This window comes from Paracoccus niistensis (assembly GCF_042432925.1).
In the GTDB taxonomy this organism is placed as follows: Bacteria; Pseudomonadota; Alphaproteobacteria; order Rhodobacterales; family Rhodobacteraceae; genus Paracoccus; species Paracoccus niistensis.
The window spans coordinates 76,008-90,845 of the sequence record NZ_JBHLWE010000047.1; the positions used below are offsets into that span (position 1 = coordinate 76,008).

At 67.6% G+C, this 14,838-nt stretch carries 16 protein-coding genes; 8 read left to right on the forward strand and 8 right to left on the reverse strand.

Annotation, left to right across the window (positions count from 1 at the left end):
* Window positions 1-22: 22 nt before the first annotated feature.
* From ACFFII_RS15510 to ACFFII_RS15520, 3 genes are all read right to left on the reverse strand, one after another.
* Window positions 23-178 carry a hypothetical protein gene (locus ACFFII_RS15510; RefSeq protein ID WP_377699776.1) on the reverse strand — a complete coding sequence of 52 codons (156 nt, stop codon included), beginning with the start codon at window positions 176-178 and terminating at the stop codon, window positions 23-25.
* Between the two features lie 293 nt (window positions 179-471).
* A complete protein-coding gene (locus ACFFII_RS15515) occupies window positions 472-747 on the reverse strand; it encodes a DUF982 domain-containing protein (RefSeq protein WP_090756898.1) in 276 nt (91 codons plus the stop codon).
* Between the two features lie 113 nt (window positions 748-860).
* The gene (locus ACFFII_RS15520; RefSeq protein WP_377699777.1) at window positions 861-1,067 is read right to left on the reverse strand and encodes a cold-shock protein; all 207 of its coding nucleotides are present in this window, start codon (window positions 1,065-1,067) and stop codon (window positions 861-863) included.
* Window positions 1,068-1,401: 334 nt separating this feature from the next.
* Between ACFFII_RS15520 and ACFFII_RS15525 the strand changes: the two genes are divergently transcribed.
* Window positions 1,402-1,794 (forward strand): ribbon-helix-helix domain-containing protein, encoded by a 393-nt coding sequence (locus ACFFII_RS15525; protein WP_377699778.1) that lies wholly within the window; start codon window positions 1,402-1,404, stop codon window positions 1,792-1,794.
* Window positions 1,795-1,819: 25 nt separating this feature from the next.
* A complete protein-coding gene (locus tag ACFFII_RS15530; protein WP_377699779.1) occupies window positions 1,820-3,058 on the forward strand; it encodes an extracellular catalytic domain type 1 short-chain-length polyhydroxyalkanoate depolymerase in 1,239 nt (412 codons plus the stop codon).
* A gap of 222 nt (window positions 3,059-3,280) precedes the next feature.
* On the opposite strand, the gene ACFFII_RS15535 is transcribed toward ACFFII_RS15530, so the two are convergent.
* The 4 genes from ACFFII_RS15535 to ACFFII_RS15550 form a co-directional block, all read right to left on the reverse strand.
* Entirely contained in the window at window positions 3,281-3,457 is a 177-nt protein-coding gene (locus tag ACFFII_RS15535) for a hypothetical protein (protein WP_377699780.1), read from the reverse strand.
* Complete coding sequence (locus ACFFII_RS15540) at window positions 3,454-4,587, reverse strand: YeeE/YedE thiosulfate transporter family protein (protein ID WP_377699781.1); 1,134 nt, start codon at window positions 4,585-4,587, stop codon at window positions 3,454-3,456. Before ACFFII_RS15540 ends, ACFFII_RS15535 begins: the two co-directional genes overlap by 4 nt.
* Window position 4,588: 1 nt before the next feature.
* Complete coding sequence (locus ACFFII_RS15545; RefSeq protein WP_377699782.1) at window positions 4,589-5,515, reverse strand: sulfurtransferase; 927 nt, start codon at window positions 5,513-5,515, stop codon at window positions 4,589-4,591.
* Between the two features lie 505 nt (window positions 5,516-6,020).
* Entirely contained in the window at window positions 6,021-6,893 is an 873-nt protein-coding gene (locus ACFFII_RS15550; protein WP_377699783.1) for a glycosyltransferase family 8 protein, read from the reverse strand.
* Between the two features lie 253 nt (window positions 6,894-7,146).
* Here ACFFII_RS15550 and ACFFII_RS15555 point away from each other — a divergent pair, with 253 nt between their 5' ends.
* The 5 genes from ACFFII_RS15555 to ACFFII_RS15575 all read left to right on the forward strand — a co-directional run bounded on the left by ACFFII_RS15555 (window position 7,147) and on the right by ACFFII_RS15575 (window position 12,440).
* Window positions 7,147-8,088, forward strand: a complete 942-nt coding sequence (locus ACFFII_RS15555; protein WP_377699784.1) for an NAD(P)-dependent oxidoreductase — start codon at window positions 7,147-7,149, stop codon at window positions 8,086-8,088.
* A gap of 78 nt (window positions 8,089-8,166) precedes the next feature.
* The gene (locus ACFFII_RS15560; RefSeq protein WP_377699965.1) at window positions 8,167-9,114 is read left to right on the forward strand and encodes a 2-hydroxyacid dehydrogenase; all 948 of its coding nucleotides are present in this window, start codon (window positions 8,167-8,169) and stop codon (window positions 9,112-9,114) included.
* Between the two features lie 259 nt (window positions 9,115-9,373).
* A complete protein-coding gene (locus ACFFII_RS15565) occupies window positions 9,374-10,357 on the forward strand; it encodes a tripartite tricarboxylate transporter substrate binding protein (protein ID WP_377699785.1) in 984 nt (327 codons plus the stop codon).
* Between the two features lie 62 nt (window positions 10,358-10,419).
* Window positions 10,420-10,947 carry a tripartite tricarboxylate transporter TctB family protein gene (locus ACFFII_RS15570; protein WP_377699786.1) on the forward strand — a complete coding sequence of 176 codons (528 nt, stop codon included), beginning with the start codon at window positions 10,420-10,422 and terminating at the stop codon, window positions 10,945-10,947.
* Window positions 10,947-12,440: a tripartite tricarboxylate transporter permease gene (locus ACFFII_RS15575; RefSeq protein WP_377699787.1), complete on the forward strand. Its 1,494-nt coding sequence runs from the start codon at window positions 10,947-10,949 to the stop codon at window positions 12,438-12,440. The genes ACFFII_RS15570 and ACFFII_RS15575 overlap by 1 nt, the downstream gene beginning before the upstream one ends.
* 176 nt (window positions 12,441-12,616) lie before the next feature.
* On the opposite strand, the gene ACFFII_RS15580 is transcribed toward ACFFII_RS15575, so the two are convergent.
* A complete protein-coding gene (locus ACFFII_RS15580; RefSeq protein ID WP_377699788.1) occupies window positions 12,617-13,663 on the reverse strand; it encodes a phosphatidylglycerol lysyltransferase domain-containing protein in 1,047 nt (348 codons plus the stop codon).
* A 208-nt stretch (window positions 13,664-13,871) separates the two neighbouring features.
* Here ACFFII_RS15580 and ACFFII_RS15585 point away from each other — a divergent pair, with 208 nt between their 5' ends.
* Entirely contained in the window at window positions 13,872-14,705 is an 834-nt protein-coding gene (locus tag ACFFII_RS15585; protein ID WP_377699789.1) for a DUF6635 family protein, read from the forward strand.
* Window positions 14,706-14,838: the final 133 nt, after the last annotated feature.

The following is a 14,838-nucleotide window of genomic DNA, read 5'->3' on the forward strand; positions in this document are numbered from 1 at the left end:
GCGGCGGGTCACGGGGCCGGGATCACCCGGGGGTGGCGTCCGGCGCGGCCTTGCGGCGGTTTTCAAGGCAACGCTCGACCATCCTTTGCGCGGCCTGCGGCGTTTCGCCCATCTGATGGCAGTTGTGCAGGATCAGCTGCGCGACTTCCTCGTCTGTTCTCTCAAGGTCTCTTTGCACGGATCGTCCTTTCAGGATCGGAGAGCGGCGTGCACCAGGGCGCCTCTGGCTTGCACGCCTTCGACTTCAAGGGATCAGGCCACCGGACCGACCGAGCGGTCCGGATTGCCGCCCATGATCGCCTGCCGTCAGAATGGTCGCTTTCTGAACCATGCAGCGAGCCCCGGCGATGGCCGATGCTCATGATCTCAGTCGGCCGATTTGCCCCGAGATGCAAGGTCAATCTGGGTGCCCCTGACTTGCCCTCTTTCCGGAGGGTCGCATGAAGGGCCAGTCCGGAACCTGGCGGCAGATCACGCCGCCAGGCGCTCGGGCTGCGTCATCAGCCCATCCGGCACGAACCCTGCGGTCCTTGCCGCCGAGATGAAGGCCCGGCGCGCGGTGCCGACAGAGGCCATGCAGTCCATGGCCGCTTCCACCAGATAAAGCGCGCGGTCACGGGCAGGGTCGGCAACCGGCCATTTCTTCCGCAGCCAGTGGCGGGCCTGTTCGGCCGTGCTGAATTCCTGGATATCGCCCGCAGGTGACACGACAAAGGACAGGGGCTTGCCCCAGTTGATTTCGATCACGTGGTTTCTTTCTGGAAAAGGCGGATGCCGGCGCGTTTCAATGCCAGCCAGCCCGCGGAGGAAGGAGGGCCTGCCAAGGGGCGACCCGGCCTTCATGATCTTGCAGGTTTCGTTCAGGCGAGAACGAGGTTCGCCGCGGACTCGCGCCCGTTGCGGTCACGCTCGAGATCGAACGAGACCGCCTGGCCGTCGTCCAGCTGGCGGATGCCTGCACGTTCAAGCGCGGACACGTGGACAAAGACGTCCTTCAAGCCGCTTTCGGGCTGGATGAAGCCGAAACCCTTGGTGGGGTTGAACCATTTCACGGTGCCATTGGCCATCGTGACATTCCTTGTGATTGTGCCGCTCACAGGATGCAGCGGCCCGGCAAAGCTGAGGATCGAGAGCTGAGCCGAAAGGAACAGGTTCGAAAAATAGTGTTGCTTCAGTCATGTGGTTGCTTGCAGCCCGGATTGTAAGGGGCTGCAGGAGTTTTCCCGCATTCCACCCTGCGGAAGGCTGCCCACGGAGCGTCAGGCACAAGCCGCAGGCGACTGAGTGGCCGTGGCAGTTGCTCGGGGTGGCCTTGAGGATTTCCTCTGGAACACCTTGCAGTTTTCTCATCTAACATCCATATGACATCCACATGGATGGTTTATGGATGAAGCAGGATCAATGAAGCAGCCTGACAACGAGAAGATCACGATCAACCTGGGCCATGTGGACCTCGGGCGGATCGACCTGCTGGTGCAGGAGGGCTTCTACGGCAACCGCAGCGACTTCATCCGTACCGCCATCCGCAACCAGCTTGTGGCCGAGGCGGACGCCGTCGGCCGATCGATCGAGCGGCACACGCTCGAGATGGGCTTGCGCGACGTGACCCGCAGCGAACTGGAGGCTGCGGTCGCCAAGGGCGAGACGCTGCATATCAAGGTGGTGGGGCTGGCGCGGCTTGCCCCCGACATCACCCCGGACCTGGCGCGGGCGGCGATCGGCTCGCTGACGGTGCTGGGCGCATTGCAGGCACCGCCTGCGATCAAGGCGGCCCTGAAGGACCGCATCACATAAGGCTCGCGGGCCCGGAGAGACGGACATGAACAGCCAATTCGCGACGGCGATGAGCCGGGCGCTGGAACAGACACGCGCCGGAAACCCTGCCGAGGCCGCCCGCATCATCCAGGCCGCACTGGCGGGAGAGGGTGCCCCCGACGGCGGCATGGCCCCACAGCCTGCGGCCCCGGCCGCCTCGGCGCGCAAGTCCGTGGCCGAGATCGAGGAGGCCGAGGTGGTCGAGGAGCATCCTCCGCACCGGCCCGCGTCTTCGTTCGCTACCTCGCCGGCGGCCGGTCCGATGCAGATGCCGCCGATCGGGCAGGCCGATCTGCAGCGGATGATGGACAACCTCGGCTGCATGGTACCGCAAGGCCTGAACGGCCTGCCGCAGGGCCTGCCCGGCATGGGGCGCCCGAATGCACCGCCCCCTGTTCCCGAAGGCGCCCGGTACGAGACGCGCAGCTTCACCTCGGCGCATGGCACGCGCGATTATCGGCTGTTCGTGCCCTCCAGCCTGCCCGATGGTCCCAAGGGGCTGGTGCTGATGCTGCACGGCTGCACCCAGGACCCGGATGACTTCGCCCGGGGCACCGACATGAACAGCCAGGCCGAGCGGCACGGGCTGATCGTGGTCTATCCCCACCAGTCCCGCGCCCATAACGCGCAAGGCTGCTGGAACTGGTTCCGCCCCGAGGACCAGCGGGCGGAAGCGGGCGAGGCCGCGCTGCTGGCGGCACTGACCCGCGCCGTCGCGACCGAGTTCTCGGTTCCGGGGGATCGGGTCTTCGTGGCCGGGCTTTCCGCCGGGGGCGCCATGGCCGCCACGCTGGCGGCAACTCACCCCAGCCTGTTTGCGGCCGTGGGCATCCATTCGGGTCTGCCGCATGGTATTGCCCATGACATGCCCTCGGCCTTCGGGGCGATGCGCGGGCAGGGCGGGCGGACGCCGCGCAAGGCCGAAGGATCGGTCCGCATGATCATCTTCCACGGCGCGGCCGATGCCACCGTCCACCCCTCCAACGCCGAGGCGCTGGTCGCCGCGGCCGGGCCAGAACTGCGGGGCACCTCGCGACGCGAGCAGGGCCGGTCCGAGGGCGGCCGGGCCTATAGCCGCAATCTCGTGGAAGCTGCCGATGGCACGCCGCTGGTCGAGTCCTGGCGGATCGAAGGCGCGGGCCACGCCTGGTCGGGCGGGCGCCCCGAGGGCAGCTACACCGACCCCGCCGGCCCGGACGCCTCGGCCGAGATGGTCCGCTTCTTCCTGCAATCGCGGGTGTGAAGGGGGTGTTGTGGCCGCCACTTCAAAGAGCGGCCATGGCGGGTTCAGTGAAGGAGGATTCGCAGTCTAGTGGCAGGCGTTGCGGCACGGCTGACGCCCGGTTTCAGCGGAACCCCACGCGACATTCTGTCTTTGGTATGTCTTGGCAAGCGCAACCACCACGGGCGGGGAACTGATCGACGCCAGTCGCGTCGGGCCAGCCGGTCTTCAGGATCCGAGCCCTCAGCTTCCCGGCACGCCGGCCGGGGCGCCGCAGAAACCGCCGACAGGGGCGGCGGCCGATCCCAGGGCGAACAGCGCCGGGGCGTCATAGGGGTTGGGCGGCGCCGCCGCGAGATCGAAGGCGAGCAGGGCCACCAGCATCACGCAGGCGATGGCTGCAACCGCGCGCCGGGTCATTGCCGGGGCTCCAGCCCGAACCAAGGCCGCAGGCGCAGGCCGAGGATGGAGCCCGCGAAAGCCGCAGCGAACCAGACCCATCCGTGCAGGCTGCCGGTCGCAATGCCGGAATAGAAGGCGCCCACGTTGCAGCCGAAGGCCAGGCGCGACGAATAGCCCAGCACAAGCCCCGAAGCTGCCGCCGCGATCCAGGCGCGTGCGGGCAGGCGCGGCACCGGCTGGTCCAGCGCGCCGGCACGGCGCATGCTGATCCACGCCGCCCCCAGGATCATGCCGATGTTGGTCAGCGAGGTGTAGTCGGTCAGGATGCTGGAATGCAGCCGTTCTGCATTGATCGGCGCGGACCAGAAGCCCGATGCCGAAAGATCGACACCCAACCCGGCCGCGCTTTTCGCCGCCCACAGGCCAAGTCCATAGACGACGCCCCAAGGCTGCCCCGCGACAGTCAGGTTGGCGATGGCCAGCGCTGCCAGCAGCACGGCCGCCAGCGCGTAGCGTCCGGGGATGCGCCGCGTGCCCGGCGCGGCCCTGACCAGCACGACGGCTGCGACCGCCGCCAGCATTGCCAGCGTCAGCGCAAGGCCCGAGCCTCCTGACAGGACGATGGGGGGCAGGGCGCCCAGATTGGTCCACCAGTCCAGATGCAGGGTGCCCAGCAGGCTGCCGATGCAGAACAGCGGCAGCGCCACCAGTGCCACCGCATTGCCCGATCCCGCGTTGACCAGCGTCCCCGAGCCGCAGCCCAGAACGACCTGCATGGCGGTGCCGAAAACAAAGGCGCCGCCGATCATCGCCCAGCCGATCCGCCCCTGCGAGCCGATCAGCTCCTCGGGGTTGGCGCCAAGCAGCGGAAGGGCGACCAGCGCCACCAGCCCGATCGACAGCAGCTGCGCCAGGATGCCGCCCGGATCGCGCCGCAGGATCATCTGCCGCCAGGGACCGGCGAAGCCGAAGCGCAGCCCTTCCAGAACCAGCCCGAAGCCGAGGCCGAGGACCAGCATCAGCCCGAAGCGCGCGCCGGCAAAGAGGGTGGTGGCAGCCACGCCTGCCAGAACGAGGGCCGCGAAGGGCAGCCCCGCGCTGCGGCGGGCAAGGGGCTGCGCGGCAGATGCGGCAAAGGTGTTGGCCATGTCAGCTTCCGAAGATCTGCCGGGTCAGGTTGGACAGCAGGCCCGGCACGTTCTCCATCGGCATGTCGGTCTGCGAATATTCCACCATCGAGCCGGGATAAAGCTTGACGTTCTCCAGCCCGGCAAGCTCGGACAGCGCGAACCACTCGGTCGCGGCCCAGTGGCCGGTGTTGCAGAAGGCCACGACGTCCTTGCCGCCTCCGATTCCGAGCGCCTGCTTCAGCGCGGCCACATCGGTGGCGGCCGCGATGGTGGGCGTACCGGGGGTGAAGAACGTGGAATGGGGCAGGCTTTGGGCGCCGGGCAGGGTGCCGGGCCTGACCGCGGCATCGTGCTTGGTGCGGCCCTCATAGAAGTTCGTCGGCCGCGCATCGACCAGCACCGCGTCCTGCGTCCCCTCGACCACCTGCGTGACCGTGTCGGTCGAGGCGAGCCATTGGTCCGAGAAGGTCAGATCCAGCTCGCTCGGCTGCGGCGCGACAGCGGCGGTCTCGATCGGCAGGCCCGCCGCCGTCCAGGCCTGGGTGCCGCCGTTCAGGATCGCCAGATCAGTGAAGCCTGTGGACTTCAGCGTCCAGTAGACCCGCGCCGCCGCACCAAAATCGGTGTCCGTCTTGCCTTCCGGCACGATCACGATGGGCTGGTCCTGCCGCAATCCAAGCTGCTCGAACGCGGTTTCCAGAGCGTCCACGTCCGGCACCGCGCCGGGGTTGTCGCTGCCGCCCCGGACGATCGCATAGGGGGCCGAGATCGCGCCGGGCAGGTGGCCCTTGTCGTATCCGGCATCGCGGATGTCGAGGATGACCGGCTGCGCGGTCGGTGCCTCAGCGGCGAGTTCGGTGGGCGTGACCAGCGGTTCGAAACTCGCGGCGAAGGCGCCGCTGCCGAAGATGGTCGCCACGCAGGCGGCAAGAATGATCCGGGCCATTGCATCTCTCCCATGCCGATGGTGCTGATGTAGGTGAGGCCTCGTCGGTCAGCCAGAGAGGCCCCGCTGACGGGCGCGGCCTGCCGTTCCGCCTGGAAGGACATGGCGCGGAAGCCTTCCCGCAATGAAGGGAAATCGCGACATCGCGCCTGCCCGTTGTCTTGTGGATGAAACCCTGTCCTTTTTTTGCCGATGCCGGTTCAGCCCCCGGAGCTGGATCGGCGACCTGCCCGCACGATCCAGCGACTGCCCTTGTCACGGCGCTGCGGCATGATCACCGGATGCTCGACCGTAACGGGCCAGGCGAGAACCTCCGGCGCGGCATCGAAACTGGCAGACGGCCGGATTGCCGCTTCCTTCACGCCCGAGGCCCTGACGCGTCCCTCGACCGACCGGCAGCGATCAGGCGCCGCAGCCAGATCACGAGATCGGCCTCGAACACCTCGCTCCAGCCCTCGAGGACACCAGGGCGCTGCAGGGTCGCACTTGCCGGCGCTTGCCGCGATCAGGTCGGCTTCAGGTGAGGATGCTTTCGGAGGAATTTCCGCAAGGCGCTCTGATAGACCAACGTGGCGCGGCCCCGCGAGGACCAGACGTCCCACCGCCTGTTCCGCCACGGCTTCTGCGGGCCGTGGTAATGCAGGATGGTGGGCCTGCCGGGCATGAGGCCCCGGGTCGGCAGGCCTGACCGTACCAGCAGGTTCCGATGGCGCCGGACACGTCCCCAGGACGCATTCCAGGTCAGGTCCAGTTGCACCACGTTGTTCCTGAACAGGGCATTCAGGTGGTCCTGATCGCCATGCGTGCAGGCCGACGCCGCGGCCACATCCTCGATGCGGGACAGAAGCTCCGGTTGGGCCCGGAGGGCGTCGCAGTTCAGAAGAAGAACGCCGGCGTTGAAGTAGTCTCCGGCCTGCGCGGGCTGCATGAACTGCCGGATTTCCGCAAGTCTCGGGTCGCGCTCAGCCGAATCCGCATCGCCTTGCGCCAACCAGTGCGAGACGTGGTAATCGCGCACCACCCCGGCATAGGCGCTGCCCAGGTCGGCGGCGAACAGCCGGCTCACATCGCCCGTCACAAGGGTATCGCCGTCGATGTACAGGACGTAGCCGTCAATCAGGCGGGGGATCAGCAGCCGCCCCATCGTGGCGGCCGAGATATAGTCCTTGGGCCCGTGCGCCCCATCGAGATCCCCCGGGCCGATATCCCTGCACAGCAGGGTGACGCGATCGTTCTCGGCAATGACGCTTTCTGCATCCGCCCAGTCCCGGGCGTCGAATCCGACACCCCACAGGTGCAGTTCGGCGGGACCGCTGAGATGCTGCAACAAGCTCCATATCGAAACCAGCGTCGGCCTCAGGAATTCGCGATCGGTCACATAGGCGATCTTGACCGTACGTGGCCTGGCAGGCAAGGACCGCTTCCTTTGTCCGAATGGTAACATCGCACACTGAAACATCATTCCGGCGCTGCGGCAACCTCGCGCGTCGGAAAGCGTGGCCTGCCTTCCGTTCGTCCCTCCCTGGGCAGGTGCATCTGCCGGAAGATCCCGGTTGCCCGCATCAGCCGACTTGTGGCGGCGGCAGTTTGGTATACCGTTTTGCGCAACGGCTAAGCGGGAGGGATGCGCCATGACGAACGGGACGGATGACACCAGCGGGACGAAGCCGCGGATCGGCTTCATCGGGGTGGGGTTCATGGGCCACGGGATGGCCGCGAACCTGCTACGCAAGGGCTACGAAGTGCAGGTCCTCGGCAACCGCAACCGCGCCCCTGTCGATGACCTGCTGGCCATGGGCGCGACCGAGGCGGCATCTCCGGCCGAGATGGCGCGCGCCGTCGATGTGCTGCATCTGTGCCTGCCCAACTCGGCCGTGGTCGAGGCCACCATGCGCGGGCCGGACGGCATCCTGTCGGGTGCGCGCGAGGGCCTGATCGTCATCGACACCACCACCGCCGATCCCGGATCGACCCTGCGGCTGGCCGAGGAACTGGCTGCGAAAGGCGCCACGCTGGTCGATGCGCCGCTGGGGCGCACCCCGCGCGAAGCCGAGGCGGGCACGCTGGACGCCATGGTCGGCTGTTCGCCCGAACTGTTCCAGCGGATCCGGCCGATCATCGAGTGCTGGGCCTCGACCATCAACCACATCGGCCCGGTCGGATCGGCCCACAAGATGAAGCTGATCATGAACTTCATCGCCATGGGCTATGCGGCACTTTATTCTGAAGCGATGGCGATCGGGGCCCGGGCCGGGATCAGTCCCGCGACGGTGCGCAGGGTCATCGGCGCATCGCGGATGTCGAACGGGTTCTTCGAGACCTTCATGGCCGGATCGGTCGGCGGCGAGCCCGAGATCCACAAGTTCACCATCGCCAACGCGGCCAAGGACACGCGCTATGCCGCGCAGATGGCCGACGCGGCGGGGGCGATGAATCCCATGGGCGCGGCGATCAAGAACTACTTCTGCCAGGCCGAGACCGCCGGGCGCGGCGCCGACTACCTGCCTGCGCTGGCCGCCCATGTCGCCGCCCTCAACGGGCTGGACCTGACCGTCGAGGCCGCAAAGCCGTAAGGCGCCTTTTCCGCCAGCATCGGCGCCCTTGTCCGCGGGGCGCCCCCTATCGATCGGCCGCATGGCCGGACCAAGGAGATTCGCATGACCCGCATCCTCGCCATCGGCAGCTACACCGACACCGACTCCGCCGCGCTGGCCGGGATGGGGGCGCAGGCCCTGCCTTCGCTGGATGCGCTGGCATCCCTGCCGCAGGACCTGCGCAGCGGCGTCGAGGGGCTGGCCTACAAGGGTCACGCGGCGCTGGGCGGGGACAGCATGGACCTGCTGCCGGGGCTGAAGGTGATCGCGAACTTTGGCGTGGGTTATGACGCCATCGACGTGGAGGCGGCGACCGCGCGGGGCATCGTCGTGACGAACACGCCGGACGTCCTGAACGACGACGTGGCCGACCTTGCCGTGGGGATGCTGATCGCACAGAACCGCGGGTTCGAGCCGGCGATGGCCGCGGTCCGGTCGGGCGACTGGTCGGCCAAGGGTGATCTGCCGCTGGCGCGCAAGATGTCCGGCCGGCGCGTGGGGGTGCTGGGCCTCGGCCGCATCGGGCAGGAGATCGCGGCGCGTCTGGTGCCGTTCAAATGCGAGATCCACTACTGGTCGCGCAGCCCCAAGACCACGCCGGGCTGGACCTTTCACGACAATCCGGTGGCGCTGGCCCAAGCCGTGGACGACATGATCGTCGCGGTCGTGGGCGGGCCGGAAACCGAAGGCCTCGTCTCGGCGCAGGTGATCGAGGCGCTGGGGACGGACGGCGTCCTGGTCAACATCGCCCGAGGCTCGGTCATAGACGAGGCGGCGCTGATCGAGGCGCTTGAGGAGGGCCGCATCCGCGGTGCCGCGCTCGACGTCTTCCGGGGCGAGCCCCATGTCGACCCACGCCTTGCCCGGCTGCCGAACCTGCTGCCGCTGCCGCATATCGGCTCGGCCACGGTGGAAACCCGCGCCGCGATGGGGGCGCTGCAACGGCGCAACCTGCAGGCCGTTCTGGCCGGGGATGCTGCGGTGACGCCGGTGAATGCAGCCTGAGGCGGCCGCCTCGCCGTTCCGGCGATTACAGCTTTCCGATCTGGATAGTGCCCGGTTTCGATCGGGTGCAAGTGCATGACGTATACGTGCTCGTAACGAAGGAAATGCTGCGCCTGTTATGGGGAAATCGCCATACCTTTGGTGACTTCAAGCAGGCTCTCATTGAACGATTGACAACGTATACATCGCTTCGCACTCTGCGCAGGGAGGAGGGCGGCAGGTCCTGGATCTGTCTGCCGATTGATCAAGGGAGAGGCTCGTGTTCAGACGTCAGCTCATTGCCGCGTCCGCGGCGATTACGGCCGCGCTTGCGTTGGCCGCACCGGTCGCCGCGCAGACCGCCTGGCCGGAGCGGCCGATCGAGATGATCGTGCCATGGGGCGCGGGCGGCGGCACCGACGCGGTGGGGCGCATCTTCGGCCAGCTTCTGCAGCAGAATCTGGGCCAGCCGGTGAACGTGGTGAACCGCACCGGCGGCTCGGGCGTGGTCGGTCACACCGCCATCGCGAGGGCCCGGCCAGACGGCTACACCATCGGCGTCATGACGATCGAGATCGACATGATGCACTGGCAGGAACTGACCGATCTGACCTACGAGGATTTCGACATCCTCGCGATGGTCAACGCCGATCCCGGCGGGCTGATGGTCGAGGCGGATGCGCCATGGGCCGATGCCGCCGCGCTGCGCGACCACATCAAGTCGAGCCCGCCCGGCACGATCAAGGCCTCGGGCACGGGGCAGGGGGGCATCTGGCACCTGAACCTGCTTGGCTGGCTTCTGTCCGAGGACATCCCCGTGACGAACGTTCCCTGGGTGCCGTCGGAAGGATCGGTCGCGGGCCTGACCGACATGGTCGCGGGCGGCGTGCAACTGGTCCCCTCGTCGCTGGCCGAAGGCCGGTCGCTGATCGATGCGGGCCGGGTGCGGCCGCTCGCCAGCATGTCGGACGAGCGGCAGGCCCTGTTCCCCGACGTGCCCACGCTCAAGGAGGCGACCGGCTCGGACTGGAAGCTTTCCGTCTGGCGCACCATCGTCGCCCCCAAGGGCCTGCCCGAGGACGTGCGGGCGAAGCTCGTCGAGGCGATCAAGGCGGCCTATGACAGCCCCGACTACCAGAACTTCATGAACGAGCGCGGCTTCGGGCTGGTCTGGGCCGGACCCGAGGACGCGACGGCGCAGGTGGCCGCCGACGATGCCCGGCTGGGCGAGGTGATGAAGGCGACCGGGCTGGCCGCGCAGTGAACCGAAAGGTCCGCGGCGGTGACGTCGCGGACCTTGTCATCCATGGACATGGCGGAGGGGCGATGGGACGGACAGGGGTGGACAGCCGCGATCTGGTGCTGGGGGCCATCTGCCTGACGTTGGCAGGGGCGCTGGTCTGGATGTCGCGCGACCTCAAGGCCATTCCCGGCCAGCATTATGGGGCCGATACGCTGCCGAACGTCATTGCCGCGCTGTCGGCGGCGGTCGGGCTGTGGATGGTGGTCTCGGGCCTGCGGGGCGGCACCGATGCCAGCCCCGGTGGCGACGACCTGGCCGCCATGCAGGCCGAGGCCGTTAACCTGCGCGATCCGCACTGGGCGCGAAAACCCGCGTCATGGGCGCGGCTTGCGGCGGCGGTCATGCTGGTGCTGGCCTACATGGCGCTGTCGGTGCCTTTCGGCTTTCTTCCGGCGGCGCTGGTCACGGTGCTGGGGATGCTGCTGCTGATGGGCGTGCGGCCCCTGACCGCGCTGCTCATCGCCGTGCCCGCGATCATCGCAACGCGCTATGCCTTCGGCGACCTGCTTCTGGTGCCCCTGCCACGCGCCCCCTTCCTGGGAGGCTGGTGATGGTTCTCGCGCAGGCACTGCAACTGGTCCTGACGCCCGAGGTGCTGATCACGATGGTCCTGTCGGGGGCCTTCGGGATGTTCGTTGGCGCCATGCCGGGCCTTACCGCGACAATGGCGACCGCGCTGCTGGTCCCCGTGACCTTCTTCATGGAGCCGGTCCCGGCCATCGCCGCCATCGTCACCGCCGCCGCGATGGCGATCTTCGCGGGGGATCTGCCGGCGGCGCTGCTGCGCATCCCCGGCACCCCCGCCAGCGCCGCCTATACCGAGGACGCCTGGCGCCTGACCCGGGGCGGACAGGCGGCGAACGCGCTGGGCGCGCTGCTGGTGTTCTCGGCCATCGGCGGCACCTTCGGCACGCTGGTCCTGATCCTCGCCGCCCCGGTGCTGGCCGAGGTCGCGCTGGCCTTCTCGTCCTTCGAGTATTTCTGGCTGGTGGTGCTGGGGCTTTCCTGCGCGATCTTCGTGTCGCCGGGGTCGGTCCCGCGCGGGCTGATGTCGCTGGCGATCGGGCTGGCGGTGGCCAGCGTCGGCTTCGACAACCCGGCGGGCCAGCCGCGCTTCACCTTCGGCAGCGTCGATCTGATGGGGGGCGTTCCCTTCATCTGCGCGATGATCGGCCTTTTCGCCACGGCCGAGGTCTTCCGCGCCCTCGTCGCCCCCACCCGGTTGCGCCGGGCCGAGCGTCCCGACACCTCCGGCCTGTTCCGCACCCAGTGGGACAACATCCGCCGCTATCCCAAGCAGATGATGCGCGGCAACATCCTGGGCACGCTGATCGGGGCGCTGCCGGGCGCGGGGGCCGACATCGCCTCGTGGATCAGCTATGCGGTGTCCAAGCGGTTCTCGAAGACGCCCGAGCGCTTCGGCAAGGGCCATGTCGAGGGGCTGGTCGAGGCAGGCTCCTCCAACAACGCCGCCGTGTCCGGGGCCTGGATCCCGGCGCTGGTCTTCGGCATTCCCGGCGATTCCATCACCGCCATCGTGATCGGCGTGCTTTACATCAAGGGCATGAATCCCGGCCCGACGGTGTTCCTGGAACAGCCGCAACTGATCTATGCGCTGTTCATCGTGTTCCTGCTGGCCAACCTGATCATGCTGCCGCTCGGGTGGGCGGCGATCCGGATGGGCGCCCGGATGCTGTCGGTGCCGCAGAACATCCTGATGCCGGTGATCCTTTTGTCCTGCGTGGTCGGCGCCTTCGCCATCACCAACTCGCTGTTCGGGGTCGTGGTGATGCTGGTCTTCGGCGTGATCGGCTTCGCGATGGAGGAACTGGACATCCCCATCGCGCCCGCGATCCTCGGAATGGTGCTGGGGCCGATGCTGGAAAAGAACTTCGTCACCTCGATGATCAAGGCGGACGGCGATCTGCTGGCCTTTTTCGAGCGCCCGGTCGCCGCCGGACTGGGGGTCGTCACGATTCTGTTCTGGCTGCTGCCTGCGATCCGCTGGGCGCTGGCGCGCAGACGGTCAGCGGCGGCGGCCTGACGCTTTTGACCGCTTGGGCGGGCGCCCTAGACCTGTGGAAGTCACGCTGTCGCGACACCGGAGAAGGGGCGACCTTCTACCGTGCTCCTGTCTCCCCTTCGGATGGCGTGGCAGCATGCCTGAGCTGTCTGCAAGTCAGCCCCCGGTCGCGGCGCTCAGCCGCACGGGAAGAAAGCTCAATTCATCTGCGCGCCGAAACGGCCATGCATCTCGACCGGCCGGAACTGCTGCTTCAACTGCTGCAGCCCCTTGCGGCCGCTGTCCCCGGAGTCGTTGAAGCACGCGAGGTCAGGATAGGCTTCCATCAGCCGATAGCGCAGCAGCTCGGGCAGGCCAGGAAAGCGGGGGTCCGTGTGAAAGAGATAGGCGCATCCCATCCCGCTCGAAAGCCGGCCTCCGAAGGCGAAGCCCCTCACTTCTCCTTCGATCTCGGCGACCATTCCGGTCAGCAGGGGATAAGCGAAGCGGTCTGACTGCGCCAGGCAGGCCCGTGTTGCATAGCCTCCGACGGTCAGCTTTATGCCTGCCGCGGCCATCCTTTCTTCCCAGTCCTCCAGCACGGCGAGGCAGGCGGGCTCGTCCGCGGAACGGTAGGGCCGGATCTCAAGGTTGCTTGTCCTCAGGGCACCCGAGAGCTCTCGCCTCAGCCTGCTGAAGCCCGACCCTTCCAGCTTCATGACGGCAGCGCGATCATAGATGAACTCGTCCATCTTGAAGAAGACCGAGAACCCCGCGCGTGCGACCTTTGGGACTTCCTCTTCGGCGACCCAGTTGATCCGGGCGGACTTGCTCTTGTTGAAATGCTGCATCCGTTCCAGGGCGTGATGCAGCGCCGCGGTGTCGAACGGCATCGGCGGCAGGTACAGGGTCATGCGCGTGCCTCCGGCGTTCCGTCGCCGGATCTGATAGACGAGGACCGTGTCTCCATGCCGCTCCCAGCGGAGCCGGCCGTCGCTGCCGTAGAAATGCAGGAATGGAAAATAATGGATGTAGGAACGCGCCTTGGCTAGGTCGCAAGCTGCGACAAAGGTGTCGGCATCCCGGGCACCCACAGGCGCGAGGCCGTCCAGATCAGGGACAGGCTGCGGTCCTGTTGCGCTCATCTCCTGGGGATACATGGGGCACCCGAGGCTTCCGCGATGTGGCGTGGGTGAAGCATGCGCCTCACCTTGCCGCGCATCAAGGCGAGAAATCATGATGGCAGCGTCCTGGCTGCGCGCCACGTTATGCAGGACGTCGCACGGGGGTTGTCGGCATGGCATGGCATGGTGGACAGGGCATTGCCCGTCCGAAGTTCTGCAGGGGACAGAAGGGACTGCTTCTGTGATAACGCTGAACGGATAGAGATATGACCGTCTGCAAAACCCGGGGCCTTGGCCCCGTCCCTTTGATCCCTTTCCCTACGTGCCTGCAGACCGGCGGGCCAGCCTGATGAGGTCCTGCGCCTCCATGCGCCACATCCCGACCGAGATGCCGCGAGATGCGGAAATCCGCCGCTTCGTCCGGGCCAGATACGGACTGAAGGGCACCTTGAGCCTGCACCGGGCGGCGCTGCCCTGGGACATGCTGCGGGCGCCCGTCAACGTGACGCTGTCGCCCCTTTTCCTGCTGATCAGGCTGGGCGCCGGGCTTGCAAGGCTGTGCCGGCTGCCCCGGCTCGGGCAATGGCTGGACAGCCGCAGGATCTTCCTGCCTTCGGATCTGTCGCGCCGGCTGGAAACCGACCTGAGAGACTTCGTCGCCCGGCTCGATGGCAAGGGGCTGGGGCCACGCGCCTCGGAGGAGGAGATCGGGGCCGCGATCTCCAGCCATGTCGAGACGCGCAACGCGGTGGCCGAGATCACGACCTCGCTGATCGTGGTGCTGGCCGGGCTGCTGCTGTTCCATCGCGCCACCCCCGGGGTCATCTCTCTGGCGGGACCGGTGGCGCATCTGAGGGCGCAGGCGCAGGCCATCGAGGACTTCGCCCTGGGCAGCTGGATCGGGCGGATGTGGTATGGGCTGTTCCCGGCCGAACTTTCCACGGCCGAGCTTCTGCTGGCGGGTCTGCTGCTGACCGGGGCCGCCTCGCTTGTGACCACCTTCGCCGGCCTGCTGGCCGATCCGGTCCAGCTCTGGACAGGCATCCACCACCGGCGGCTGCGCCGCATGCTGGAACGGCTCGACCGCAAGCATGCGCCACCTGCCTTGGAGCGCGAGCATCTTCTTGCCCGCGCAGGCGACCTCGGCGACCTCGCGGCCTGGCTCTGGCGGAACTGGAGATAGGAAGAAGGCCGAAATGCCCTCGATCCTGCGGCTGTCACGTTTCAGGCGTGGGGACACCTGCCTCGGCCTGCGCGCGGGAAGCCGCTGTGCAGAGCGGCAGATGGCTGTTCTTGACCGCGGCAGCCCGGGATGC